The organism is Mycobacterium sp. 1245801.1, assembly GCF_001673055.1.
In the GTDB taxonomy this organism is placed as follows: Bacteria; Actinomycetota; Actinomycetes; order Mycobacteriales; family Mycobacteriaceae; genus Mycobacterium; species Mycobacterium europaeum_A.
The window spans coordinates 21,858-45,491 of record NZ_LZKY01000101.1 but is presented as its reverse complement, the minus strand read 5'-3'; the positions used below and the strand labels follow the sequence as shown (position 1 = coordinate 45,491).

Here is a 23,634-nt window from a genome sequence, read left to right as displayed (position 1 = left end):
AAGTGCGCCTCGTCACCGATCGGGTCACTGCCGACCACGGCGATCCCCAGCCGCGTCCGGTAGGCCAGCGCCGCGGTCCCGTCGGCGGTGAAGTGGTAGCTCTTGCCGGTCTGCATGGTGAACGGCGCCAACGCATCGCCGGCGGTCGCGTCGATCAACTTCCACAACCGCGGCAGGTCACCCGGCCGCGGATGGGAGGTCGTCGGCCACATCAACACCATGCCCGAGCTGGCGATCACCACGTCGCCGAGCAGATCGAAGGACAACACATGCAAACCCAGTCCCGCCAGCACGAAGAAGGCCGCGGCGGCCGCGTGCATCGTGGTCACGGGCCGGCCCAAAAAGATGCCGCGGGCCATCCAGGCCACCGCCACCAGCACCGTCAACGACCACGCCAACCGGTCGGTGTACTGCCAACTGGGTTGGCTGTGGTGGCGGGCGAGGATCTCGATGAGCCAGCACGCCGCGCCGAACAGCGCCAGGGCGCCGAGCAAGCGGGCCGCGAGTGAATCGACCGAAACGACAACGCGTTCGCGCGCGCGGGGCCTCGCTACCGTGACGCCCACCACCGGCCCGTTCACACCCACCTCCCGATGCGCTGACAACAGCTGGGCGGCTTGGTTGCCGCCTCTGCACCGAATACCCGGCTACGTTAAAGCTACGCCGCATCACGGCCATTACAAGGCGGAATTAGCGCGGAGATTTCGCGGCTATCGGGTCACGTTTTAACGACGGGAAGAAGGGAAGTATTTCAGCACGCCTTCTTGCACCACCGTGGCCAGCGGCAGGCCGGACCGGTCGAAGAAGTGCCCGGTGCCCAGCCCGCGCGAATCGGCCGCGACCGGTGACGATGTGGAGTACAACACCCAGTCGTTGAAGTCGACCTGCCGATGAAACCAAATGGAATGATTGGCCGACGCCGCGAATATGCGGTCGAATCCCCAGGAAAGACCGTGCGTGGTGATAACCGAGTCCAAAACGGTGGTGTCCGACGAATACACCATTGTTGCCGTGTGCAATACGGGGTCGTCGGGAATCTCTCCCAACGCCTTCACCCAGACCCGATTGTGCGGCAGCCGCTCGCCCTTCGTGCGCATCACCCAGGCGGGGTCGTTGGTGTACCGCCATTCGATGGGCTGCAGGGCGTTGACGAAGTGCGGAACGGTCTCCTCGTAACCGCGCAACAGTTCGCCGATGGTGGGCTGCGTGTGCGGTTCGGCCACCTCCGGCGGCTGGACGCCGTGTTCGAGGCCGCGGCCCCCGGCCATGTAGGAGATCAGCGCCGAGCTCAACAGCGTGCCGTCCTGCACCGCATCGACGCGCCGGTTGGCGAAGCGGCGCTCGTCGCGCAGCCTGGTCACGCGGAATTCGATGTCCTTGGCGGTGTCGCCCCCGTTGATGAAGTGCACCGACAGCGCGCTCGGCGGCAGGTCGTCACGAACCAGGCTGCGGCTACTCGCGACGAACGACTGCGACATGAGCTGACCACCGAATGTTCGCATGGGGTTCTTGCTCGGATGCGAGCCGATGAACAGGTCGTCCTCGACGCGCTCGAGGTCGAGTGTCGCCAGCAGTTCGGTGAAGTCCGAATGGGTCGGTATTGCGGCTTGTTCCGCCGCGTTCGGCTCCTGGGGCTCACAGCCGGCCGGCACACGCTCTCCTCGCGCTAGACGTCGTCCTCCCCGATCCGGTGCACATGGATGAGGTTGGTTGACCCTACTGTGCCAGGTGGCGCACCGGCGACGATGACCACCAGGTCGCCACGCTTGTAGCGACCTAGTTCCAGCAGCGACTTGTCGACCTGGCGGATCATGCCGTCGGTCGAGGTCATCATCGGGACGATGAACGTCTCGGTGCCCCAGGTCATGGCGAGTTGGCTGCGCACCTCGGGCCACGCGGTGAAGGCCAGCAGCGGCAGCGGGGTGTGCAGGCGCGCGAGGCGCTTGACCGTGTCGCCGGACTGGGTGAACGCGACGAGCGCCTTGGCGTCCAGCCGCTCGCCGATGTCGCGGGCCGCATACGAGATCACCCCGCGTTTGGTGCGGGGCACGTGCGTCAACGGCGGGGCGGCCGTCGAATTGTCCTCGACGGCGCAGATGATGCGCGCCATCGTCCGCACGGCCGCCATCGGGTACTTGCCCACCGAGGTTTCCCCGGACAGCATCACCGCGTCGGCGCCGTCGAGGACGGCGTTGGCGACGTCGGAGGCCTCGGCGCGAGTGGGTCGTGAGCTCTCGATCATCGAATCCAGCATCTGGGTGGCGACGATGACGGGTTTCGCGTTCTCCCGGGCCATCTGGATGGCCCGCTTCTGCACCAGCGGAACCTCTTCCAGGGGCAGCTCGACACCGAGGTCGCCGCGGGCCACCATGATGGCGTCGAAGGCCAGCACGATGGCTTCCAGGTTGTCGACGGCCTCCGGCTTCTCCAGCTTCGCGATCACCGGCACCCGCCGGCCCACCCGGTCCATCACCTCGTGCACCAACTCGACGTCGGATGGCGAACGCACGAAGGAGAGCGCGACCAGGTCGACGCCGAGTTCCAGCGCGAAGGTGAGGTCCTCGATGTCCTTCTCCGACAAGGCCGGTGCGGACACGTTCATGCCGGGTAGCGAAATGCCCTTATTGTTGCTGACCGGCCCGCCCTCGACGACGGTGCAGATGACGTCGTCGCCCTCGATGCCTTCGATCACCAGGCCGACCTTGCCGTCGTCGACCAGAATCCGGTCGCCGACGGCGGCGTCGGTGGCCAGCTTCTTGTAGGTGGTCGACACCCGGTCGTGGTCGCCCTCGCAGTCCGCCACGGTGATCCGGACGGTTTCGCCGTCGGCCCAGTAGGTGGGACCGGTGGCGAAACGCCCCAACCGGATCTTGGGGCCCTGCAAGTCGGCGAGTACGCCGACGGCGCGGCCGGTGGCATCGGAAGCCGAACGGACGCGCTCGTAAGCGGCCTTGTGATCCGAGTAGTCGCCGTGGCTGAAGTTCAGCCGGGCAACGTCCATTCCGGCTTCAACCAGGGCCTGGATCGACTCATCCGAATTGGTCGCAGGGCCAAGGGTGCAGACGATCTTTCCGCGTCTACTCACGCCGACCCAGCATAGTCGTGTGCAACCCCCACGGCCCGCAGATGGCCGACGCCGGGCAGTGTGCTCTTACCCACCAAGAACGGTGGGAAACAGCGGGAAGGCGGGCAGGTTACGCAGCGCCGTCCACGCGATCGTCGCGGCAACGACCGCCAGCAACGCCGCGCGCGACGGCAAAGCCCTGCCGCGGGCGCGGCGGACCAGCGCCCACACTGCCAGCAGCGGGATTCCTACCAGCAGGAAGACGTTGTCGTGGACGGCGGCCAGCAGGTCACCGTGCAATAGGTCATACGTCATCCGCAGCCCACCGCAAAACGGGCAGTTCCAGCCGGTGAGCATCCTGAACGGGCACGGCGGGTAGATCGAACCGGGGCTGTGCGGGTCGGCCAGGGCGACATAGGTGAGCGCGCCGCCCAGCGCCAGGCCGGTTCCGGCCGAGATGGCGAGGCGATGACGCCCCATCCCATCCGGATGGGAGTGTCCCGGGGCGTGCGCGGGCGAGTGGGGTTGGGTCATCGAGCAGCTGACCCGGCGGTGGTCACGCTTTCAGGATGCCAGATCCGGTGCGCCCGGGCCGATGAAATGGGGCGGCACTCGGCGGTCAGCGGCCCAGGCGGTTGCGCAGGCGCGAGCCCCAGCGCCGGCGCGTTTCCGGTTTAGCCGGGGCCGTTTCGGTGGCGGGTTCGGGCTGTGGCTTCTCGGCTTCCGGCTCTTCGGATTCCGGCTCTTCGGGCTCGGGCTCCTCGGCTTCGCCTTCGGGCTCTTCGACCTCGGCCTCTTCAGCTTCGGGCTCTTCGGCTTTCGCTTCGGGTTCCTCGGCTTCGAGCTCTTCCGGTTCCTCGTCGTCGGCCTCGAGCTCCGCTGCCTCGAGCTCGGCTGCGTCGGCTTCCTCCGCACCGGAATCCGCGGCCACGGTCTCGGTCGCGGCCTCGTCAGCCGCCGCCTCAACCTCCGGTTCCTCGGATTCCTCCTCGGGCTCGGGCTCTTCGGCCTCGACCTCGGCGGGTTGCTGCTCGGTGACGGCCTCCGGTGAGTCCGCCACCGGTTCTTCGACTTCCGGCTCGGCGGCGGGGATCTCGTCGGAGTCCGCCGCCTCTTCGCGGCCTGCCGGCGCATCGGCCGCGGCAACGGCGCCGGCACCGGCGGCAGCCGTCGTCGCCGCCACCGTCGCGGGCTCGGCGTCCGACTCGGCCTGCGCCTCTTCCTCCTCGAGGTATTCGTTGCCGCGCAGGCTCTCGGGATCTTCGCGCCCCTTGGGCGCCGCCATCAGATACACCACGGCACCGATGAACACGAAAGTCGATGTGAACGAGTTGATCCGGATGCCCGCGATGTGGGTGGCGGTGTCGTCGCGCAGCAGCTCGACGCAGAACCGCCCGACGCAATAGCCCGCCACATACAGCGCGAACAAGCGGCCGTGGCCCAGCGTGAAGCGCCGGTCGGCATAGATCAGGACCACGAAAATGAGCAGGTTCCAGATCAATTCGTAGAGGAATGTCGGCTGCACCACGAAAGCGATCTGGCCCGTCGAGATGCCGTCCAGCGAATGCGGGTCGATGTACCCGGTGGGGTCGCGGCGGTAGAACACCTCCAGACCCCAGGGCAGCGTCGTTTCGCGGCCGTAGAGCTCCTGGTTGAAGTAATTACCGAGCCGGCCGATCGCTTGCGCCAGAATGATTCCCGGAGCCAGCGCGTCGGCGAAGGCCGGAAGCGGAATCCCGCGCCGGCGGCAGCCGATCCAGGCGCCGACGCCGCCCAGCGCCACCGCGCCCCAGATGCCCAGGCCGCCGTCCCAGATCCGCACGGCCGCCCCGAGTCCCGCGCCGCCGGGGCCCCAATAGGTTCGCCAGTCGGTGGCCAGGTGGTAGAGCCGACCACCGATCAAGCCGAACGGCACCGTCCACAGCGCGATGTCGTAGATCACGCCGCGCTCGCCACCGCGCGCCTCCCAGCGCCGATCACCGATCAGCAGCGCCGCCACGATGCCGGCGATGATGAACAGCGCGTAGGCCCGGATGGGCAACGGCCCCAGGTGCCAGACACCCTGCGGCGGGCTCGGGAAGTAGGCCAGCAGCTTTGTCACGAGGCGGACGCCCCCCGACGGACACCGGCCGCGAGTTCCTCAGTCAGCGTGCGCAATGCAGTCAATCCCCCGTCCCCCAACGCCGTCACCAGCGCCGACCCCACGATGACACCGTCGGCGTAGCTGCCGATCTGGGCGGCTTGCTCTCCCGACCGGACCCCCAGGCCGACACCGACGGGTATGTCCGATATCTCTTTGACCCTGCCCACCAACTCGGGGGCGGCGTTGGACACGACGTCACGCGCCCCCGTCACGCCCATCGTCGAAGCGGCATAGACGAATCCGCGCGACGCCTCGACCGTCATCGCCAACCGCTGCGGCGTCGAGGACGGCGCCACCAGAAAGATCCGGTCCAGGCCGCGCCCCTCGGATGCCGCCAGCCACTGCGCGGCTTCGTCGGGAATGAGATCGGGGGTGATCAGGCCGTACCCTCCGGCCGCTGCCAGATCCCGGGCGAACGCGTCAACGCCGTAGCGCAACACGGGGTTCCAGTAGGTCATCACCACCGCATGCCCACCGGCGGCGCTGATCGCCTCGACCGCGGCAAGGGTGTCGCGCACGCGCACGCCGGCGTGCAGCGCGGCCTCCGTCGCCTTCGCGATGGTGGGGCCGTCCATGCCGGGATCGGAATAGGGCACCCCGACTTCGATGATGTCGCAACCCGATTCGACCAGTGCGGTCATTGCGTTCACGGACGTCGGCACGTCGGGATAACCGGTGGGCAGATAACCGATCAGCGCCGCCCGATTGTCGTTGCGGCAGCCGTCGAAGATCGACTGAAGTCTGCTCGCTTCGCTCTGCTTGACGGTCATCGATCGCTGGACCCCAACAGCCCGAACCACTTCGCGGCCGTCTCGACGTCCTTATCACCGCGCCCGGACAGGTTCACCACGATGATCGCCCCCTGCCCCAATTCGGGTCCCAATTTCAGCGCGCCGGCGACGGCGTGCGCCGATTCGATCGCCGGGATGATCCCTTCCGTGCGGCACAGCACGCGGAACGCGTCCATCGCCTCCGAGTCGGTGATCGGACGGTACTCGGCGCGCCCGATCTCGCGCAGGTACGCGTGTTCGGGACCCACACCCGGATAATCGAGACCCGCTGAGATGGAATGGGATTCGATGGTCTGCCCGTCGGAGTCCTGCAGCAGATACGAGAACGACCCCTGAAACGCGCCGGGCGAGCCGCCGCTGAAGGTCGCGGCGTGCCTTCCGGTTTCGACACCGTCGCCGGCCGCCTCGAAACCGACCAGCCGCACGCCCGGATCGTCGATGAAAGGGTGGAAGATGCCGATGGCGTTGGATCCACCGCCGATACAGGCCACCACGGCGTCGGGCAAGCGTCCGGCCTGGGCCTGGATCTGGGCGCGCGCCTCGAGGCCGATGATCCGCTGAAAGTCGCGCACCATGGCGGGAAAGGGATGCGGGCCGGCCGCGGTGCCGAAGCAGTAGAAGGTGTTGTCGGCATTGGTAACCCAATCCCGAAACGCCTCATTGATGGCGTCCTTGAGCGTTTTCGAGCCGCTGGCGACCGCGACGACCGTCGCTCCCAGCAAGCGCATTCGTGCGACGTTGAGCGCCTGGCGCTCGGTGTCCACCGCACCCATGTAGATCACGCATTCCAGGCCCAGCAAGGCACACGCGGTGGCGGTGGCGACGCCGTGCTGCCCGGCCCCGGTCTCGGCGATCACCCGCTTCTTGCCCATGCGCTGCGCCAGCAACGCCTGACCGAGCACGTTGTTGATCTTGTGAGAACCGGTGTGGTTCAGGTCTTCTCGCTTGAGGAAGATCCGTGCGCCGGCCTGTTCGGACAGCCGCGGCGCCTCGTACAGCGGTGAGGGCCGGCCGGCGTAATGCGCCTGCAGGTAATCGAGCGTGTCCAGGAAATCCTGGTTGACCCGTTCCTTCTCGTAGGCGGCGGTGACCTCTTCGATCACGGCCATCAACGCCTCGGCGACATAGCGGCCGCCGTAGACGCCGAAATGGCCACCCGCATCCGGTTCGTGGCGGGTGGGTTCGGCGATGGCTGCGCTCGGATGCGGAAGGTCCGGGCGGGACAGGTCCACCATCACCAATGCTCTACGCGGGGATGGCTCATGGCGTTCAACGTATCAGCGCAGGGGCTCTTCAGTGACGAAGCGACTAGCGAGCCGGTTTCGGACAGGACGGATGGGTGCCCGCGGTGACCAGGTCGGCAACCGCGGCGCGCGGGTCACCGCTTTTGACCAGACCTTCGCCGACCAACACGGCGTCGGCACCCGCACCCGCATACGCCAGCAGGTCTGCGGTACCGCGCACACCGGATTCGGCAATCCTGATCACGTTGCTGGGCAGCCCGGGTGCGATGCGCGCGAAGCAATCCCGGTCCACCTCCAGCGTCGCCAGGTCGCGGGCGTTGACGCCGATTACCTTGGCGCCGGCCTTGAGCGCCCGGTCGGCTTCTTCTTCGGTGTGCACCTCGACGAGCGCCGTCATGCCCAGCGATTCGGTGCGATCCAGCATCGACACCAGCGCCGACTGCTCCAGCGCGGCGACGATGAGCAGCAGCATGTCGGCGCCGTGCGCACGCGCTTCGTGAATCTGATAGGGCTGCACGACAAAGTCTTTGCGCAGAATCGGGATCGAGACCGCCGCGCGCACCGCGTCGAGGTCGTCGAGCGAGCCGTGAAAACGTCGCTCCTCGGTCAAGACGCTGATGATGCGGGCGCCACCGTCTTCGTAGGCGCGGGCCAGCTTGGCGGGATCGGCAATGGTCGCCAGGGAGCCCGCCGACGGGCTGGCGCGCTTGACTTCGGCGATGACGCCGATTCCCGGCTCGCGCAGGGCGGCCATCACATCGCGTGGCGGCGGCGCGGCCGCCGCGGCGGCTTTGATCTCGGACAGGCTGATGAGCGCTTCCCGCGCGGCAACGTCGGCCCGGACTCCCTCGAGGATGGAGTCAAGCACGGTTGCCGGACTCATGCCTGTCGTTTCCCTTCGCCCTGTTCGTCCGCTGTCATCCCACGGCCACTTTGGTGTCCCCGGCCGATCGCGACGACGTGAATGAAGGGTAGCGGCCCGCGGCTTGCGGCCCGTCACCGACCCTCGGTGTCAGACCCACCCGCCCGATCGGTCGGGTCGCGCCCCTCGTCAAGCGCGTCCCAGATCGTCCGCTCCGACATTCCCGCCGTCTCCGGCTGCTCCAGCATCGCCCCGTCGGCCTCTTCGCGTTGCACAATCGACCGGCGCGTCGCCGGTGTCGCGTACTTTCGTGCGCTCGAGCGGGCGGATCGCGAGTCCGACGCGGATCGCATGAGCAGGACGGCCGCGATCAGCGTGCACGCCGCGGCCGCCACCGTGACGCCGGCGCCCCAGTACCGCCGTTCGCTTCCGACCAGCGTCATCACCGACACGTGGGCCAGCTCGGCGCCGCGGACCGCCACGTCGGGCAGCGCCCACAGGCTGATCCCGAGGTAGCCGACCGCCAGGCTGACCACCGCCAGCAGCCCCGCGAGTGCGCGCAGCAGCCACCCCCGCACGGCGATGGCGGCGACGGCCCCGGCCAGCAGCAGCAGCGCCAACGGCAACAGCGCCGTCGACCAGGCGCCGCCGGCCAAAGTCACCTGTTTGGGCGGCCCCAGCCCGTCGAACGAGCGGATGACGACCCACGGCAGCCGCGAGGCCACCCACAACGCCCCCGCGGCGACCACCAGGACGATCTGGGCAATCCGGATCAGCCAGCGGCCGGTCGGCCGACCGGTGTCCGCGCCGGCCTCACTCATCGGACCCGGGTTCGGTCAGCGTCTCGGCGGCGGCGATCGCGCTGAGCACCGCGCGGGCCTTGTTCGTCGCCTCGGTGTACTCGTAGGGGCCGTTGGAGTCCGCCACCACCCCGCCCCCGGATTGCACGTACGCGGTGCCGTCGCGCATCAGGGCGGTGCGGATGGCGATCGCGAAGTCGGCGTTGCCGGCGAAGTCCAGGTAGCCGACCACGCCGCCGTACAGACCGCGGCGGGTCGTCTCCACCTCTTCGATCAGCTCCATGGCCCGGACCTTCGGCGCGCCGGACAGGGTGCCGGCCGGGAAGCAGGCCGTCACCGCATCCAGCGCGGTCCGGCCCTCGTCGAGCGTGCCGGTCACCGTCGACACCAGGTGCATGACGTGGCTGTAGCGCTCGATGTGGCTGTAGTCCTCGACGCGCACGGTGCCCGGCGCGCAGACCCGCCCCAGATCGTTGCGGCCCAGATCGACCAGCATCAGGTGCTCGGCGCGTTCCTTCTCGTCGGCCAACAGCTCCTTTTCCAGCAGGTGATCCTCCTCGTCGGTGTCGCCGCGCCACCTGGTTCCCGCGATCGGGTGGGTGGTCGCGACGCCTTCGCAGACGGTGACGAGCGCTTCCGGGCTGGAGCCGACGATCGAAAAGTCGGTTCCGCCAGCGTCATTCGGCACATGCAGCAGATACATGTAGGGGCTCGGATTGGTGACCCGCAACATCCGATACACGTCGATCGGGTCCACCTGGGTGTCCATCTCGAACCGTTGCGAGGGCACCACCTGGAACGCTTCGCCCGCGGCGATCTGTTCGACGAGGTAGTCGACGATCTTGCCGTACTCCTCGACGCTGCGCTGCGCGCGGTAGCGCGGCTCGGGCCGCTCGAACGTGCCGACCGTCGACGGCAACGGCTGACCCAGCGCCGCGGTCATCACGTTCAGGCGGGCGATCGCGTCGTCGTAGGCCTCGTCGAAGCCGTCCTGGGTTCCGTTCCAGTTCACGGCGTTGGCGATCAGCGTGATGGTCCCCTCGTGATGATCGACCGCCGCCACATCCGTGGCCAGCAGCAGCAACATGTCGGGGAGCTTGAGGTCGTCGACGGCCAGCTCGGGCAGCCGTTCCAGGCGCCGCACCATGTCGTAGGCGAAGAACCCGACCATGCCGCCCGACAGCGGGGGCAGCCCCTCGAGCGGGCCGGTGGCCAGCACCTCCAGGGTGGTGCGCAGGGCCTGCAGCGGGTCGCCCCCGGTCGGCGCGTCCCGTGGCACCACGCCCAGCCAGACGGCTTCACCGTCGCGCACGGTCAGCGCCGACGGCGATCCCGCGCCGATGAACGACCAACGCGACCAGGACCGGCCGTGCTCGGCGGACTCCAGCAGGAAGGTGCCCGGGCGGTCGGCGGCGAGTTTGCGGTAGGCCGACAGCGGGGTCTCGCTGTCGGCCAGCACCTTGCGGGTCACCGGGACCACACGGTGCTCGGCCGCCAGCTGGCGAAAAGCCTCTCGTGAGGTCGTCGCGGCAGGGTGGGCGTGCACCGATCCATCCTTCCAGACGCGTGGAAACCCGAGCGGGACAGCGTCCGGCGTAGCGTGTCCGCCATGAAACCTGGTGACACCGTCGCGGACTTCGAACTGCCCGATCAGACCGGGACGCCGCGCAAGCTCAGCGAACTGCTCTCCGGCGGGCCCGTTGTGCTGTTCTTCTACCCGGCCGCGATGACGCCCGGCTGCACCAAGGAAGCGTGCCACTTCCGCGACCTGGCCGCCGAGTTCGCCGCGGTCGGCGCTAACCGGGTGGGCATCAGCGCCGACGCCGTGCCCAAGCAGGCCAAGTTCGCCGACCTGCAGAAGTTCGACTACCCGCTGCTGTCGGACACCGACGGCGCCGTCGCCACCCAGTTCGGCGTCAAGCGCGGCCTGCTCGGCAAGCTGATGCCGGTCAAGCGCACGACGTTCGTCATCGACACCGACCGCACGGTGCTCGAGGTGATCTCCAGCGAATTCAACATGGACAGCCACGCCGACAAGGCGCTGGCGACGCTGCGGGGCCGCGCGTAGCGGTCAGGGGTTGATCGCCAAGAACACGTAGGCGGCCAGCAGCACCAGATGTACCTCGCCCTGCAGGCGGGTCGCCCGCCCGGGCACCACCGTCAGCATGCTGATCACGACCGTCAGGGCAAGCAACACCAGCTGGATGGCGCCGAGGCCGAGCACCAGCGGCCCCTTGAGCCAGATCGACGCCAGCGCGATCGTCGGGATGGTGAGCCCGATGCTGGCCATCGCCGAGCCGTACGCCAGGTTCAGGCTGATCTGGATGCGGCCCTTTCGCGCCGACCGAGCCGCCGCGAGCGTCTCGGGCAGCAGCACCAGCGCCGCGATGATCACGCCCACGAACGACTGCGGCAAGCCCGCCATCACCACCGCGTGTTCGACGGCCGGTGATTCCTCCTCGGCCAGGCCGACCACCGCCACCAGCGCGCAGAGCAGCAGCACCAGGCTGCTCAGCGCCTGCCGCCTGGTGGGTGGATCCGCGTGACTCTCGTCCTCGAACACGCGCTTTTGGCCCCTCTGCGCGATCGGCAGAAAGAAATCGCGGTGCCGCATGGTCTGGGTGAACACGAACAGCAGGTACACCAAGAGCGTGGCGATCGCGGCGAAGCCGAGCTGGCTGGGGGTGAACTCCCTGCCCGGGCGCCCGGTGGTGAAGGCGGGCAAAACCAGGCTCAACGTGGCCACCGTGGTGACCGAGGCCAGGGCGGCTCCAGCGCCTTCAGCGTTGAACAGGGTCACGCCATAGCGTCGGGAGCCGAGCAGCAGCGATAACCCGGCGATCCCGTTGGTGGTGATCATCAGCGCGGCGAATGCGGTGTCCCTGGCCAGCGTCGCGGCTTCGTTGCCGCCGGATGTCATCAGGGTGACGATGAGGGCCACCTCGATGATGGTGACCGCGGCCGCGAGTATCAGCGACCCGAAGGGCTCGCCGACCCGGTGGGCGACCACCTCCGCGTGGTGCACCGCGGCAACCACCGCACCGATGAGAAACAGCGCCGCCACCCCGACAAGAACCGGTCCCAGTTTCTCGCCCCAGATCACTGCCAGCACGATGACGGAAAGCACCGGCACAACGATGTTCCAGGACAGCCATTTCGACATTGACTGCCATTCTTGTCGATGTCATGGCCCCATGCGCGCGGAAGGTGACCCTAGACACGTCCGGACATGCTGGACGGCTCGGTGCCGGCTGGTCCGTCGGGTCAGCTCGGCGGGGGCAGCAGCTCGTCGGCGTCGAAGCAGCTGTGGTCACCGGTGTGACACGCCCCACCGACCTGGTCGACCGTCAGCAGCACGGTGTCGCCGTCGCAGTCCAGCCGCACCGAGTGGACGTACTGGGTGTGACCGGACGTCGCCCCCTTGATCCACTGCTGGCCGCGGGACCGCGAATAATAGGTCGCCTCACGGGTTTCCAGGGTGCGGGCCAGCGCCGCGTCGTCCATCCAGGCGACCATCAGCACGTCGCCGCTGCCGCGCTCCTGCACGACGGCGGCGAACAGGCCGTCGGCGTTGCGCTTCAGCCGGGCCGCGATCTTCGGGTCGAGCGTCATCGGGCCATCCTTACCGCGATTCCCGCCTTGGCCATGGCCGCCTTCACCTGCCCGATGGTCAGCTCCCGGAAGTGGAACACGCTGGCGGCCAACACCGCGTCGGCGCCGGCCGCGACCGCCGGCGCGAAGTGCTCGGCCGCCCCGGCGCCGCCGCTGGCGATCACCGGGACCGTGACCGCCGAACGCACCGCCTGCAGCATCTCCAGGTCGAACCCCGCTTTGGTGCCGTCGGCGTCCATCGAGTTCAGCAGGATCTCCCCCACCCCCAAATCGGCTCCGCGCGAAGCCCATTCGACCGCGTCAAGACCGGTGCCCCGGCGCCCGCCGTGGGTGGTTACCTCCCAGCCCGACGGCGTCGGCATGGCCCCCGGGGGCACCGTGCGGGCATCGACGGACAGCACGATGCACTGGGAACCGAACTGCCGTGCCATCTCGGCCAGCAGCTCGGGCCGGGCGATCGCGGCGGTGTTGATGGAGACCTTGTCGGCGCCCGCACGCAGCAGGACGTCGACGTCGGCCACCGTGCGCACGCCGCCGCCGACGGTCAGCGGGATGAAAACCTGCTCGGCCGTGCGGCGCACCACGTCGAGCATGGTCGCCCGTCCCGACGACGACGCCGTCACGTCGAGGAAGGTGAGCTCGTCGGCGCCTTCGGCGTCATAGGCGGACGCCAGCTCCACGGGATCGCCCGCGTCCCGGAGGTTTTCGAAGTTGACGCCCTTGACCACGCGGCCGCCGTCGACGTCCAGGCACGGGATTACCCGCACCGCCAGGCCCTTGGGACTCGGGGGCATCTCAGTAATCTTCCGGTCGGCCGGTGGCGCGCAGGATTTCCAGGATCTCGGCGTGGGCGTCGGGACCCGCCGCCAGCGCGGAATCCGACGAGGGGGTCCACGGCTGCCCGGCCAGGTCGGTGACGACACCGCCGGCGGCTCGCACCAGCGCGACCCCGGCGGCGTGATCCCACACGTGGCCGCCGAAACTTACTGCCGCGCCTAATATTCCGTCGGCGACGAACGCGAGGTCGAGTCCGGTGGAGCCGTGCATGCGCAATCGCGACGAGACCCGACTCAGGTTCTCCAGCAACGCGATCCGGTAGCGTCCCGGGAACCGGCCCCGCGCGTCCGCGCTGAACGACCCGGCGCCGACCAGGGCGTCGGCCAGGTCGATGGAGGTCAGCGGCGGCTGCGGCACCCCGTTCTTGCGCAACGGTCCGCCCGTCACCGCGGTGTAGCGCTGGTCGAAGAACGGCAGCCAGGTCAGCCCGGCCACCGGGTCGCCGTGGTGCAGCAGGCCCAACAAGATCCCGGCCATCGGCGATCCGGCCGCGTAGTTGAAGGTGCCGTCGACGGGGTCCAACACCCACACCCACGGGGAGTCGACGGCCGAACCGCCGAACTCCTCGCCGTGCACCCCGATCCCGGTGGCCTCGACGAGCGCGGCGACCACCTGACGCTCGATCGCGAGGTCGACGTCGGTGGCAAAGTCGTTGCCCTTCTTGCGGACCGCGGAATCGGCGCGGTGCCCGGACAGAAACGGCTCGGCCGCGTCGTCGAGGATCGCCGACGCCTGGGCCACCAACGTGTGCACGTCCATGCGGCGCTACTCCGCCACCGCGGCCAGCGCCTGCGGCAAGGTGAACCGCCCGGCGTAGAGGGCCTTGCCCACGATGGCGCCCTCGACACCGCGGCCGGTGAGGGTGGCGATCGCGCGCAGGTCGTCGAGGCTGGACACGCCGCCGGAGGCGATCACCGGGGCGTCGGTGCGCTCGGCGACCGACGCCAGCAGGTCCAGATTGGGCCCGCCCAGGGTGCCGTCCTTGGTCACGTCGGTGACCACGAACCGCGAACAGCCTTGCCCGTCAAGGCGTTCCAGCACCTCCCACAGGTCACCGCCGTCGGTCTCCCAGCCCCGCCCGCGCAGCCGGTGCTCGCCGTCGACGATCTGCACGTCCAGGCCCACGGCCACCCGGTCGCCGTGCTCGCTGATCGCGCGGGCGCACCACTGCGGGTTTTCCAGGGCCGCCGTGCCCAGGTTGACCCGAGCGCAGCCGGTGGCCAGGGCGGCGGCCAGCGAGTCGTCGTCGCGGATGCCGCCGGACAGCTCCACCCGCACGTCGAGCTTGCCGACCACCTCGGCCAGCAGTTCGCGGTTGGAACCGCGCCCGAACGCCGCGTCCAGATCCACCAGATGGATCCATTCGGCGCCGTCGCGCTGCCAGGTCAGCGCGGCGTCCAGCGCCGAGCCGTATTCGGTTTCACTGCCCGCCTTGCCCTGCACCAGACGCACGGCGCGGCCGTCGACCACGTCGACCGCGGGCAACAAGATCAACACATTTCCTCCTGTGTGCCGGGCACGCGACGGGTGACGTGCGTCCGCGGCGGTTGCTTGACACAAAGCGCCGGCGCGAGGTCCGTCACAATCCCCGGACCCAATTGCTCAACAAGGCCGCGCCGGCATCCCCGCTCTTCTCCGGGTGGAATTGGGTGGCCGACAGCGGCCCGTCCTCGACCGCGGCCAGAAACGGGCCCTCGTGGGTGGCCCACGTCAGCACCGCATCCGGCGAACCTTCCCACTGCTGGGCGGCATAGGAGTGCACGAAGTAGAACCGGGTGTCGGCGTCGAGTCCCTTGAACAGCACTGTGCCGGGCCCGGATTCGACGACGTTCCAGCCCATGTGCGGGATGACGGGAGCTTGCAGTCGCGTGACGTATCCCGGCCACTGCCCGCAGCCCGCGGTCTCCACGCTGAATTCGACGCCGTGGGCGAACAGGATCTGCATCCCAACACAGACGCCCAGTACCGGGCGCCCGGCGGCCACCCGGTCGGCGATGATGCGGTCGCCGCCGATGCCGCGCAGTCCCGTCATGCAGGCCTCGTACGCACCGACGCCGGGCACCACCAGCCCGTCGGCGGCGGCCGCGGCGGCGGCGTCGGCGGTCACCTCGACCGACGCGCCGACCCGCTCGAGCGCGCGCTGAGCCGACCGCAGGTTGCCCGAGCCGTAGTCGAGGACGACGACTTTCTTGTGCGCCGTCACAGCACCCCTTTGGTGGACGGCACGTCCGAGACGCGGGGGTCGGACTCGACCGCCTGGCGCAGCGCGCGGGCAACCGCCTTATACTGCGCCTCGGTGATGTGGTGCGGGTCGCGCCCGTACAGCACGCGCACGTGCAGCGCGATGCGCGCGTTCATGGCCAGCGATTCGAACACGTGCCGGTTGATGACGGTGTGATAGGGCACCGAGTTGCCGGCAATGGTGGTGTGCTGCAAGTGATCCGGTTCCCCGCTGTGCACGCAGTAGGGCCGGCCGGACACGTCGACCGCCGCGTGGGCCAGCGTCTCGTCCATCGGGATGAAGGCGTCACCGAACCGGCGGATGCCCCGTTTGTCACCCAGGGCCTTGGCGAGCGCCTGGCCGAGTGCGATCGCGGTGTCCTCGATGGTGTGGTGCCCCTCGATCTCGACGTCGCCCTTGGTGCGCACGGTCAGGTCGAAGCTGGCGTGGCTGCCCAGGGCCGTCAGCATGTGGTCGTAGAACGGCACACCGGTGTCGATGTCGACCCGGCCGGTGCCGTCGAGGTCGAGTTCGACGACGATGTCGGATTCCTTGGTGCGGCGCTCGATGCGGGCGCGGCGGGTTTCGGTGCTCACGGGGCTCCTAACACATGGTCGCGACCCGCCGCACGCGGCTTGGCCGCGCTTGCGATCGCTCCTACTGAGGTGGCTGGGGCCAGTTCGGTGGCGGCGATCTGGGCGCTGGCTTGCAGGAAGGCGTCGTTCTCCTCGGCCAGCCCGGTGGTGGCGCGCAGGTAGCCGGGGATTCCGACGTCGCGGATCAGCACTCCGGCGTCCAGATAGCGTTGCCAGGTGGCCGGCGCGTCGGCGAATTCACCGAACAGCACGAAGTTGGCGTCGCTGGGAATCACCCGAAAGCCCATGCCGGTCAAGGCCGTCGAGACGCGTTCGCGTTCGGCGATCAGGGTCGCCACGCTGCCCAGCGTGTCGTCGGCGTGCCGCAGGGCGGCCCGCGCGGCGGCTTGGGTGAGCACCGACAGGTGATACGGCAACCGCACCAGCAGCATCGCGTCGATCACCGCCGGGGTGGCGATCAGGTAGCCCAGCCGGCCGCCGGCGAACGCGAACGCCTTGCTCATGGTGCGCGAGACGATGAGCTTGGTCGGATACTCCGCCACCAGCACGACCGCGCTGGGTTGCGAGGAGAATTCGCCGTAGGCCTCGTCGACGATCAGGATGCCGGGCACCACGTCGAGCAGCCGCCGCAGGTCCGGCAGCGAAACGCTCTGTCCGGACGGGTTATTCGGGCTGGCGACGAACACCACGTCGGGCCGGCGGTCGGTGATCGCGGCCACGGCGGTATCCACATCCAGGCTGAAGTCGTCGGCGCGGGCGGCATGCAGCCATTCGGTGCGGGTGCCGTCAGAGATGATCGGGTGCATCGAGTAGGACGGGACGAACCCGATGGCACTGCGCCCGGGGCCGCCGAACGCCTGCAGCAGCTGCTGCAAAATCTCGTTGGAACCGTTTGCCGCCCAGAGGTTTTCCACACCTAGCGCGACACCGGTCTGGGCGCTCAGGTAGGCGGCCAGGTCGGTGCGCAGGGCCACCGCGTCGCGATCGGGATAGCGGTGCAGATCGGCGGCCGCCTGGCCCACCGAGCGCACCACGTCGTCGACGAGCGCCGTGCTGGGCGGATGCGGGTTCTCATTGGTGTTCAACCGCACCGGGACATCCAATTGCGGTGCGCCGTAGGGTGATTTGCCGCGCAGGTCCTCGCGCAGCGGCAGGTCGTCCAGTGTCGGTTGGCGCGTGGGCTTCTCGATGCTCATCGCTCGAACCTCCGCCGCACCGCTTCGCCGTGTGACGGCAGGTCTTCGGCCTCGGCCAGCGCGATCACGTGTCCGGACACGTCCTTCAGGGCCGCCTCGGTGTAGTCGACGACGTGGATGCCGCGCAGGAAGGTCTGCACGGACAGTCCGCTGGAATGCCGGGCGCTGCCGGCGGTCGGCAGCACGTGGTTGGATCCGGCGCAGTAGTCGCCGAGGCTCACCGGCGCATACGGGCCGACGAAAATGGCGCCGGCCGAACGGATTCGGCCCGCCACGGCCGCCGCGTCGACGGTCTGGATCTCCAGGTGTTCGGCGGCGTAGGCATTGACGACGGTGACCCCGGCGTCCAGGTCGTCGACCAGGATGATGGCCGACTGGCGGCCACCGAGTGCAGCCGTCACCCGGTCGCGGTGCACGGTCGTGCGCAGCTGGGCGGCCAGCTCGGCCTCGGTGGCCGCTGCCAGCTCCGCGCTGGGGGTGACCAGCACGCTGCCCGCCATCTCGTCGTGCTCGGCCTGACTGATCAGGTCGGCCGCCACGTGCGCCGGGTCGGCGGTGTGGTCGGCCAGGATCGCGATCTCGGTGGGGCCGGCCTCGGCGTCGATGCCGACGCGCGACCGGCACAGCCGCTTGGCGGCGGTGACGTAGATGTTGCCGGGCCCGGTGATCATGTCGACGGGCGCCAACTCGGCGCCGTCGAGATCGGTGCCGCCGTAGGCCAGCAGCGCCACCGCCTGCGCGCCGCCCACGGCCCACACCTCGTCGACCTCCAGCAGCCGGGCGGCGGCGAGGATCGTCGGGTGCGGCAGACCGTCGAACTGGGCCTGCGGCGGGCTGGCCACCACCAGCGAGGCGACCCCGGCGGCCTGGGCCGGCACGACGTTCATCACCACGCTGGACGGGTAGACGGCGTTGCCCCCGGGCACGTAGAGACCCACCCGGTCGACGGGAACCCACCGCTCGGTGACCGTCGCGCCCGGGCCCAAAGTGGTCGTCACGTCGGTGCGGCGCTGGTCGGCGTGCACCGCGCGGGTGCGCTCGATCATCACCCGCAGGGCGTCGGCCACCCGCGGGTCCAGTTCGGTCAGGGCCTTCTCGAGGGCAGCGCCGGGCACACGGACGGCCGGGGGCCGGATCCCGTCGAAGGTGGCGCCGAATTCCAGGGCGGCCTCGGCGCCGCGCTCGGCGACGGCGGCCACGATGGGCCGGACCTTGGGCAGCACCGCCTCGACGTCGGCACCGCCGCGGGGCAGCGCCGACCGCAATCGCGCAGCCGTCAGCTCCGCGCCCCGCAGGTCGATACGGGCCATCGGCGACGGTTGGGTCGGGCTCACGCTGTCCATTGTCCCAGAGGAACTCAAGTCGATATTCGACCGGTACAGTGCCGGTATCGAGGCCATACCCCGCGCTGAAACGTAGCGCCGACCCAGGGAGCCGCCATGTCCGCCAAGGATCACCCCAACAACGCCCCGGGTGTCCCGATGGTGTTTCCGCCCTGGTTCGAGCGGTTTCAGATCAAGTACTTCAACCCGGCGGTCAAGCCGATCGCCCGCTTTCTGCCCGGGACGGCGACGATCAAGCATCGCGGCCGCACCTCCGGCAAGCCGTACGAGACCATCGTCACGCCCTACCGCAAGGGCAACGTGCTGGCGATCGCGCTGGGTCACGGCAAAACGAACTGGGTGAAGAACGTGCTGGCCGCGGGCGAGGCCGACGTGGAGTTCAGCCGCCACCGGACCGTGCACCTGACCAACCCGCGGATCCTGCCCGCCGGCTCGGACGGCGCCGGTCTGCCGGCGATGGCGCGCCTGCAGCTGCGCCGGATCGGCGTTTTCGTCGCCGACATCGCCTGAGGCGCCCCGCGCGGCCGACGGCCCGGCGTCGGGCGCCCACTCGACGCGCCCGGAAGCCCCACCTACATGTCGAGGCCGATGTCGAGCACCCGGACCGAATGGGTCAGGGCGCCGACGGCCAGATAGTCCACCCCGGTCGCGGCGTAGGCGGCCGCGTTGTCGAGGCTGAGCCCGCCCGACGATTCCAGCAGCACGGCGGGTGCGCGCGCGTCGCGGCGCTGCACGGCCATCTGTGTCTGCCACACCGGGAAATTGTCCAGCAGGATCAGCTCGGGCTTCTCGGGCAGCACCTCGTCCAACTGCTCGAGTGAATCCACTTCCACCTCGCAGGGTAGGTCCGGTGCCGCGTCGCGCACGGCCCGCAGCGCGTCGACCACCGATCCCGCGGCCACCACGTGGTTGTCCTTGATCAGGGCGGCGTCGCCGAGCCCGAGCCGGTGGTTGACGCCGCCGCCGACCCGGACCGCGTATTTCTGCAGCACGCGCAGGCCGGGCAGCGTCTTGCGGGTATCGCGCACCTGGGCCTTGGTGCCGTGCACGGCGGCCACCCAGTGTGCCGTCGTGGTGGCGATCCCGGACAGGTGGCAGATCAGGTTGAGCATGGTCCGCTCGGCGGTCAGCAGGCCGCGGGTCTCGGCTCGCAGCGTCAGCACCGACTCACCCGGCTGCAGGTGGGCGCCGTCCTCGACGCGATCGACCACCTCGTAGCCGCGGGCGCCGAGCACCTCGTCGAGGACCAGCAACGCGATGTCGATCCCGGCGATCACGCCCGGCTCGCGGGGCACCATCGACGCGGTCGCCACCGCCTCGGCGGGCACCGTCGCCAGGGTGGTGATGTCCGGCCCGTAGCGCAGATCCTCCACCAGGCCGCGCTTGATGGTTTCGCGCGCGGCGGTCAGTTCGCAGTCGGACATCGCGGTCATACGACCGCCGCCAATGCCTCCACCAGCACCGCGCTCTGGTCGTCGGCCAGGCGCAACACGTTGCTGCGTCCCAGCTCCGAGGCGGTCCGCGGGTACTCGGCGCGATGGTGGCAACCGCGACTCTCGGTGCGGGCCAGGGCGGCGGTCGTGACCGCGCGGGCGGCGACGGCCAGCGCGACGTCCTCGAAGTCGCGGCGGCCGGTCACGGGGCGGACCTTCGCCTGCGCCAGCACGGTCGACAGCCGGGTGAGGCCGGCGGCGTCGCGCACCACCGACGCGTCCCGGCTCATCGCGTGCTGCAGGTCGGCGCGCGCCGGCGCGGTGTGGACGAGCGGCTCGGGGGCGACCGCGTGCACCCGCCCGGTCGCCGCGGCGTGCGCGGCCGCGGCCCTGCCGGCCCGCCCGCCGACGACCAGCCCTTCCAGCAGGCTGTTGGACGCCAGCCGGTTGGCGCCGTGCAGTCCGGTGCGTGCCACCTCGCCGGCGGCGAACAATCCGGGCAGTTCGGTTTGGCCGTACACGTCGGTGACGATGCCGCCGCAGCTGTAATGCGCCCCGGGGACAACGGGAATGGGTTGACGCACCGGATCGATGCCGGCGGCCAGGCAGGCGGCCGTCACCGTCGGGAACCGGTTGGCGAAGTCACCGATGTGGCGCGCGTCGAGGAAGACGCAGGCATCGCCGGTGGCCTTCAGCCGGGTGTCGATGGCCGCGGCGACGACGTCGCGGGGCGCCAGATCGCCCATCGGGTGGACGCCGACGGTCACCGAATTGCCTTGGGAGTCAATCAGTCTCGCGCCCTCGCCGCGAATGGCCTCGGTGATCAGCGGGCGCCGTCCGCTCGCGGCGTCGGGGGTGAACAGCATCGTGGGGTGGAACTGGATGAATTCGAGATCGCTGACCGCGACACCGGCCCACAGGGCCAGCGCGATGCCGTCGCCGGTGGAGCCCTCGGGGTTGGTGGTCGCGCCGTACAGGTGCCCGAGGCCCCCGGAGGCCAAGATCACCGAAGGCGCGCTGATGATTCCGTAGCCGTCCGGGTTGCCCGCCAGGACGCCGGTCACCGCGGCGCCGTCGTGCAGCACGCGCAGCGCGACATGGCCGGTGCGGATGTCCAGCGTGCGGGCCACATGGTCCAGCGCGCGCTGCACCTCGGCACCGGTGGCGTCGCCGCCGGCGTGCACGATGCGGCGCCGGGAGTGTCCGCCTTCGCGGGTCAGCGCCCATTTGCCCGGCGCGGACTCGTCGAATCGTGCTCCGTCGCCGACCAATTCGGCGACCGCCGCATATCCGTCGGCGACGATCGAGTACACCGACTGCGGGTCGCACAGGCCGGCGCCGGCGACCACAGTGTCGGCGACGTGGGCCTCCACCGAGTCGTCGTTGTCGGGCAGCACCACCGCGATGCCACCCTGCGCGTAATGGGTGGCGGTCGCCCCCCGCGCCTGGTCAGCCTTGCTCAGCACGACGACGCTGCGCCCGGCACGGTGTGCGGCCAGCGCGGCGGCCAATCCCGCGACGCCGGTGCCGATCACGACGACGTCGGCGCTGTGCGTCCACTGGGGACGGGCGATCATTCGCCACCGCCCGGCTGCCCGATTTCGATCATTCGCTGTACGCTGCGCCGGCCGGCGGCGGCGACGTCGGGGTCGACATCGACCTCGTCGGCCCCCTCGACCAGGCAGCGCAGCAGGGCCGCCGGGGTGATCATCTTCATGAATTTGCAGGAGGCGCGGTCGTTGACGGCGCGGAAGTCGACTTGCGGTGCCGCCCTGCGCAATTGGTAGAGCATGCCGACCTCGGTGGCGACCAGCACCTTGCGTGCGTCGGTCTGGTTGGCGGCCTCCAGCATGCCGCCGGTGGACAAGATCTTCACCCGGTCCGGCGGGAAGGCGCCCTCGCCCGCGAGGTACAAGGCCGAAGTGGCGCAACCACATTCGGGGTGCACGAAGAGCTCGGCGTCGGGATTGGCGCGGGCCTGGTCATTGAGTTCGTCGCCGTTGATCCCGGCGTGCACGTGGCATTCGCCCGCCCACACGTGCAGGTTCTCGCGGCCCGTCATGCGACGGACATGGGCGCCGAGGAACTGGTCCGGGCAGAACAGCACCTCGCGGTCGGGGTCGATCGACTCGACGACCTCGACCGCGTTGGACGAGGTGCAGCAGATGTCGGTGAGCGCCTTGACCGCCGCCGTGGTGTTGACGTAGGAGACGACGACCGCGCCGGGGTGTTCGTCCTTCCAGGCGCGCAGTTCGTCGGCGGTGATGGAATCGGCCAGCGAGCAGCCGGCGCGCTGGTCCGGGATGAGCACGGTCTTGTCCGGGCTCAGGATCTTGGCCGTCTCGGCCATGAAGTGCACCCCGCAGAACACGATGGTGTCCTCGGGCGCCTCGGCGGCGATCCGCGACAACGCCAGCGAGTCGCCCACGTGGTCGGCGACGTCCTGGATCTCGGGCAACTGATAGTTGTGCGCCAGCACGGTGGCGCCGCGCAGCTTCGCCAGGCGGCGAACCTCGGCGGCCCATTGCTCATCCCCGGCCACGCCGGCGTAACCGGTGGGCGAGTTGGTGATGTCGGCGATCATGCTTTCGGCGAGCGTGTCCATGCGATTGATAACCGTCATGGCGGCTCCTTTCAGCCCAGGAGGTTTTCGACTTATAATCGAAAACATGGCCCATGGTAGCACCGCCCACGAAGTGCTCGCGGTCGTGTTCCAGGTTCGCGAAGCGAGCGAACAGGTTACGAAGGGACGCCCCCCGGCGAAACCGCAGCTGAACGTGCTGTTATGGCAGCGCGCCCGGGATCCACAACAGGGCAAGTGGTCGCTGCCGGGCGGTCGGCTGCGCAACGACGAGGACATGATCACCTCGGTGCGGCGCCAGCTCGCCGAGAAGGTCGACCTCAAAGAGCTGGCGCACCTGGAACAACTCGCGGTGTTCTCCGACCCGCAGCGGGTGCCCGGCGCCCGAGTGATCGCGTCCACCTTCTTGGGCCTGGTGCCCTCCCCCGCCAGCCCCGAACTACCGCCGGACACCCGCTGGCACCCGGTGAACTGCCTGCCGCCGATGGCCTTCGACCACGGCCAGATGGTGGACAACGCCCGCACGAGGCTGAACGCCAAACTGTCCTACACCAACATCGGATTCGCTTTGGCTCCAAGGGAATTCGCGCTTTCCACGCTGCGGGACATCTACGGCGCCGCGTTGGGCTATCAGGTCGACGCGACGAACCTGCAGCGGGTGCTGGCCCGGCGCGGCGTCATCACGGCGACCGGCACCATCGCGCAATCCGGCCGCAGCGGCGGACGCCCGGCCGCGCTGTACCGGTTCACCGACGCGGCGCTGCGGGTCACCGACGAGTTCGCCGCACTCAGGCCGCCCGGGTCGCCAGGCTAGGCTTGGGCGAAAGGCGGGCGACGCGGGGGTGAATCGCGTCTGACCTGGCTAGTGTGACGAGAAGTCGCTCACAGTGCGGCGATTGCGTTTTGGTTAC

The 23,634-nt window shown here is 69.5% G+C and carries 24 protein-coding genes and 1 pseudogene; 3 read left to right on the top strand and 22 right to left on the bottom strand.

Annotated elements, in window-relative coordinates:
• The 10 genes and pseudogenes from A5622_RS06270 to A5622_RS06225 form a co-directional block, all read right to left on the bottom strand.
• Window positions 1-581 (bottom strand): annotated as a pseudogene (locus A5622_RS06270) (phosphatidylglycerol lysyltransferase domain-containing protein); the annotation flags it as partial.
• A gap of 144 nt (window positions 582-725) precedes the next feature.
• Window positions 726-1,601 carry an acyl-CoA thioesterase II gene (locus tag A5622_RS06265; protein WP_156748861.1) on the bottom strand — a complete coding sequence of 292 codons (876 nt, stop codon included), beginning with the start codon at window positions 1,599-1,601 and terminating at the stop codon, window positions 726-728.
• A gap of 65 nt (window positions 1,602-1,666) precedes the next feature.
• The gene (gene pyk / locus A5622_RS06260) at window positions 1,667-3,085 is read right to left on the bottom strand and encodes a pyruvate kinase (RefSeq protein ID WP_066864067.1); all 1,419 of its coding nucleotides are present in this window, start codon (window positions 3,083-3,085) and stop codon (window positions 1,667-1,669) included.
• 66 nt (window positions 3,086-3,151) lie between these two features.
• Complete coding sequence (locus A5622_RS06255; protein ID WP_231999570.1) at window positions 3,152-3,544, bottom strand: DUF2752 domain-containing protein; 393 nt, start codon at window positions 3,542-3,544, stop codon at window positions 3,152-3,154.
• Window positions 3,545-3,683: 139 nt separating this feature from the next.
• Window positions 3,684-5,165 carry a prolipoprotein diacylglyceryl transferase gene (locus A5622_RS06250; RefSeq protein ID WP_066877341.1) on the bottom strand — a complete coding sequence of 494 codons (1,482 nt, stop codon included), beginning with the start codon at window positions 5,163-5,165 and terminating at the stop codon, window positions 3,684-3,686.
• Window positions 5,162-5,977 carry a tryptophan synthase subunit alpha gene (trpA, locus tag A5622_RS06245; RefSeq protein WP_066877339.1) on the bottom strand — a complete coding sequence of 272 codons (816 nt, stop codon included), beginning with the start codon at window positions 5,975-5,977 and terminating at the stop codon, window positions 5,162-5,164. The genes A5622_RS06250 and trpA overlap by 4 nt, the downstream gene beginning before the upstream one ends.
• Window positions 5,974-7,236: a tryptophan synthase subunit beta gene (trpB, locus tag A5622_RS06240; protein WP_197499380.1), complete on the bottom strand. Its 1,263-nt coding sequence runs from the start codon at window positions 7,234-7,236 to the stop codon at window positions 5,974-5,976. Before trpB ends, trpA begins: the two co-directional genes overlap by 4 nt.
• Before the next feature lie 70 nt (window positions 7,237-7,306).
• Window positions 7,307-8,125 (bottom strand): indole-3-glycerol phosphate synthase TrpC, encoded by an 819-nt coding sequence (gene trpC, locus A5622_RS06235; RefSeq protein ID WP_066864082.1) that lies wholly within the window; start codon window positions 8,123-8,125, stop codon window positions 7,307-7,309.
• Between the two features lie 113 nt (window positions 8,126-8,238).
• Entirely contained in the window at window positions 8,239-8,925 is a 687-nt protein-coding gene (locus A5622_RS06230) for a TIGR02234 family membrane protein (protein ID WP_066877337.1), read from the bottom strand.
• Window positions 8,918-10,450, bottom strand: a complete 1,533-nt coding sequence (locus A5622_RS06225) for an anthranilate synthase component I (protein WP_066877335.1) — start codon at window positions 10,448-10,450, stop codon at window positions 8,918-8,920. The genes A5622_RS06230 and A5622_RS06225 overlap by 8 nt, the downstream gene beginning before the upstream one ends.
• A 63-nt stretch (window positions 10,451-10,513) precedes the next feature.
• Between A5622_RS06225 and A5622_RS06220 the strand changes: the two genes are divergently transcribed.
• Window positions 10,514-10,972 (top strand): peroxiredoxin, encoded by a 459-nt coding sequence (locus tag A5622_RS06220; protein ID WP_066877331.1) that lies wholly within the window; start codon window positions 10,514-10,516, stop codon window positions 10,970-10,972.
• Window positions 10,973-10,975: 3 nt separating this feature from the next.
• On the opposite strand, the gene A5622_RS06215 is transcribed toward A5622_RS06220, so the two are convergent.
• The 9 genes from A5622_RS06215 to hisD form a co-directional block, all read right to left on the bottom strand.
• Window positions 10,976-12,067, bottom strand: coding sequence for a calcium:proton antiporter (locus A5622_RS06215; RefSeq protein ID WP_066864094.1), 1,092 nt, complete (start codon window positions 12,065-12,067; stop codon window positions 10,976-10,978).
• Window positions 12,068-12,168: 101 nt separating this feature from the next.
• A complete protein-coding gene (gene hisI / locus A5622_RS06210) occupies window positions 12,169-12,516 on the bottom strand; it encodes a phosphoribosyl-AMP cyclohydrolase (protein ID WP_066864097.1) in 348 nt (115 codons plus the stop codon).
• The gene (gene hisF / locus A5622_RS06205) at window positions 12,513-13,310 is read right to left on the bottom strand and encodes an imidazole glycerol phosphate synthase subunit HisF (RefSeq protein ID WP_066877329.1); all 798 of its coding nucleotides are present in this window, start codon (window positions 13,308-13,310) and stop codon (window positions 12,513-12,515) included. Before hisF ends, hisI begins: the two co-directional genes overlap by 4 nt.
• A gap of 1 nt (window position 13,311) precedes the next feature.
• The gene (locus tag A5622_RS06200) at window positions 13,312-14,112 is read right to left on the bottom strand and encodes an inositol monophosphatase (RefSeq protein ID WP_066877327.1); all 801 of its coding nucleotides are present in this window, start codon (window positions 14,110-14,112) and stop codon (window positions 13,312-13,314) included.
• A gap of 6 nt (window positions 14,113-14,118) precedes the next feature.
• A complete protein-coding gene (gene priA / locus A5622_RS06195; protein ID WP_066877325.1) occupies window positions 14,119-14,850 on the bottom strand; it encodes a bifunctional 1-(5-phosphoribosyl)-5-((5-phosphoribosylamino)methylideneamino)imidazole-4-carboxamide isomerase/phosphoribosylanthranilate isomerase PriA in 732 nt (243 codons plus the stop codon).
• An 82-nt stretch (window positions 14,851-14,932) separates the two neighbouring features.
• Window positions 14,933-15,556, bottom strand: a complete 624-nt coding sequence (gene hisH / locus A5622_RS06190; protein WP_066864106.1) for an imidazole glycerol phosphate synthase subunit HisH — start codon at window positions 15,554-15,556, stop codon at window positions 14,933-14,935.
• The gene (gene hisB / locus A5622_RS06185; RefSeq protein ID WP_066864107.1) at window positions 15,553-16,170 is read right to left on the bottom strand and encodes an imidazoleglycerol-phosphate dehydratase HisB; all 618 of its coding nucleotides are present in this window, start codon (window positions 16,168-16,170) and stop codon (window positions 15,553-15,555) included. Before hisB ends, hisH begins: the two co-directional genes overlap by 4 nt.
• Window positions 16,167-17,366, bottom strand: coding sequence for a histidinol-phosphate transaminase (locus tag A5622_RS06180; RefSeq protein WP_066877324.1), 1,200 nt, complete (start codon window positions 17,364-17,366; stop codon window positions 16,167-16,169). Before A5622_RS06180 ends, hisB begins: the two co-directional genes overlap by 4 nt.
• Window positions 17,363-18,709 (bottom strand): histidinol dehydrogenase, encoded by a 1,347-nt coding sequence (gene hisD / locus A5622_RS06175; protein WP_066864114.1) that lies wholly within the window; start codon window positions 18,707-18,709, stop codon window positions 17,363-17,365. Before hisD ends, A5622_RS06180 begins: the two co-directional genes overlap by 4 nt.
• Window positions 18,710-18,805: 96 nt before the next feature.
• On the opposite strand from hisD, the gene A5622_RS06170 reads away from it, so the two are divergent.
• Window positions 18,806-19,219, top strand: coding sequence for a nitroreductase family deazaflavin-dependent oxidoreductase (locus A5622_RS06170; protein WP_066877322.1), 414 nt, complete (start codon window positions 18,806-18,808; stop codon window positions 19,217-19,219).
• A gap of 62 nt (window positions 19,220-19,281) precedes the next feature.
• Here the strand turns inward: A5622_RS06170 and nadC are convergent, their stop codons facing one another.
• From nadC to nadA, 3 genes are read right to left on the bottom strand one after another with little or no spacing between them, the layout of a single operon-like run.
• Window positions 19,282-20,142 carry a carboxylating nicotinate-nucleotide diphosphorylase gene (gene nadC / locus A5622_RS06165; protein WP_066864123.1) on the bottom strand — a complete coding sequence of 287 codons (861 nt, stop codon included), beginning with the start codon at window positions 20,140-20,142 and terminating at the stop codon, window positions 19,282-19,284.
• Window positions 20,139-21,719, bottom strand: coding sequence for an L-aspartate oxidase (locus tag A5622_RS06160; RefSeq protein ID WP_066877320.1), 1,581 nt, complete (start codon window positions 21,717-21,719; stop codon window positions 20,139-20,141). Before A5622_RS06160 ends, nadC begins: the two co-directional genes overlap by 4 nt.
• Entirely contained in the window at window positions 21,716-22,765 is a 1,050-nt protein-coding gene (gene nadA, locus A5622_RS06155) for a quinolinate synthase NadA (protein ID WP_066864129.1), read from the bottom strand. The genes A5622_RS06160 and nadA overlap by 4 nt, the downstream gene beginning before the upstream one ends.
• 46 nt (window positions 22,766-22,811) lie before the next feature.
• On the opposite strand from nadA, the gene A5622_RS06150 reads away from it, so the two are divergent.
• Complete coding sequence (locus A5622_RS06150; RefSeq protein ID WP_066864132.1) at window positions 22,812-23,537, top strand: NUDIX domain-containing protein; 726 nt, start codon at window positions 22,812-22,814, stop codon at window positions 23,535-23,537.
• The last annotated feature ends 97 nt before the right edge of the window (window positions 23,538-23,634 follow it).

Excerpts from the sequence above, each read along its gene's own strand:
- A5622_RS06255 (WP_231999570.1), bottom strand. The coding sequence starts at position 3,544 with ATGGGGCGTCATCGCCTCGCCATCTCGGCCGGAACCGGCCTGGCGCTG.
- trpA (WP_066877339.1), bottom strand. The coding sequence starts at position 5,977 with ATGACCGTCAAGCAGAGCGAAGCGAGCAGACTTCAGTCGATCTTCGAC.
- trpC (WP_066864082.1), bottom strand. The coding sequence starts at position 8,125 with ATGAGTCCGGCAACCGTGCTTGACTCCATCCTCGAGGGAGTCCGGGCC.
- A5622_RS06230 (WP_066877337.1), bottom strand. The coding sequence starts at position 8,925 with ATGAGTGAGGCCGGCGCGGACACCGGTCGGCCGACCGGCCGCTGGCTG.
- A5622_RS06220 (WP_066877331.1), top strand. The coding sequence starts at position 10,514 with ATGAAACCTGGTGACACCGTCGCGGACTTCGAACTGCCCGATCAGACC.
- A5622_RS06215 (WP_066864094.1), bottom strand. The coding sequence starts at position 12,067 with ATGTCGAAATGGCTGTCCTGGAACATCGTTGTGCCGGTGCTTTCCGTC.
- hisI (WP_066864097.1), bottom strand. The coding sequence starts at position 12,516 with ATGACGCTCGACCCGAAGATCGCGGCCCGGCTGAAGCGCAACGCCGAC.
- hisF (WP_066877329.1), bottom strand. The coding sequence starts at position 13,310 with ATGCCCCCGAGTCCCAAGGGCCTGGCGGTGCGGGTAATCCCGTGCCTG.
- A5622_RS06200 (WP_066877327.1), bottom strand. The coding sequence starts at position 14,112 with ATGGACGTGCACACGTTGGTGGCCCAGGCGTCGGCGATCCTCGACGAC.
- A5622_RS06180 (WP_066877324.1), bottom strand. The coding sequence starts at position 17,366 with ATGAGCATCGAGAAGCCCACGCGCCAACCGACACTGGACGACCTGCCG.
- hisD (WP_066864114.1), bottom strand. The coding sequence starts at position 18,709 with ATGGACAGCGTGAGCCCGACCCAACCGTCGCCGATGGCCCGTATCGAC.
- A5622_RS06170 (WP_066877322.1), top strand. The coding sequence starts at position 18,806 with ATGTCCGCCAAGGATCACCCCAACAACGCCCCGGGTGTCCCGATGGTG.
- nadC (WP_066864123.1), bottom strand. The coding sequence starts at position 20,142 with ATGACCGCGATGTCCGACTGCGAACTGACCGCCGCGCGCGAAACCATC.
- A5622_RS06160 (WP_066877320.1), bottom strand. The coding sequence starts at position 21,719 with ATGATCGCCCGTCCCCAGTGGACGCACAGCGCCGACGTCGTCGTGATC.
- nadA (WP_066864129.1), bottom strand. The coding sequence starts at position 22,765 with ATGACGGTTATCAATCGCATGGACACGCTCGCCGAAAGCATGATCGCC.
- A5622_RS06150 (WP_066864132.1), top strand. The coding sequence starts at position 22,812 with ATGGCCCATGGTAGCACCGCCCACGAAGTGCTCGCGGTCGTGTTCCAG.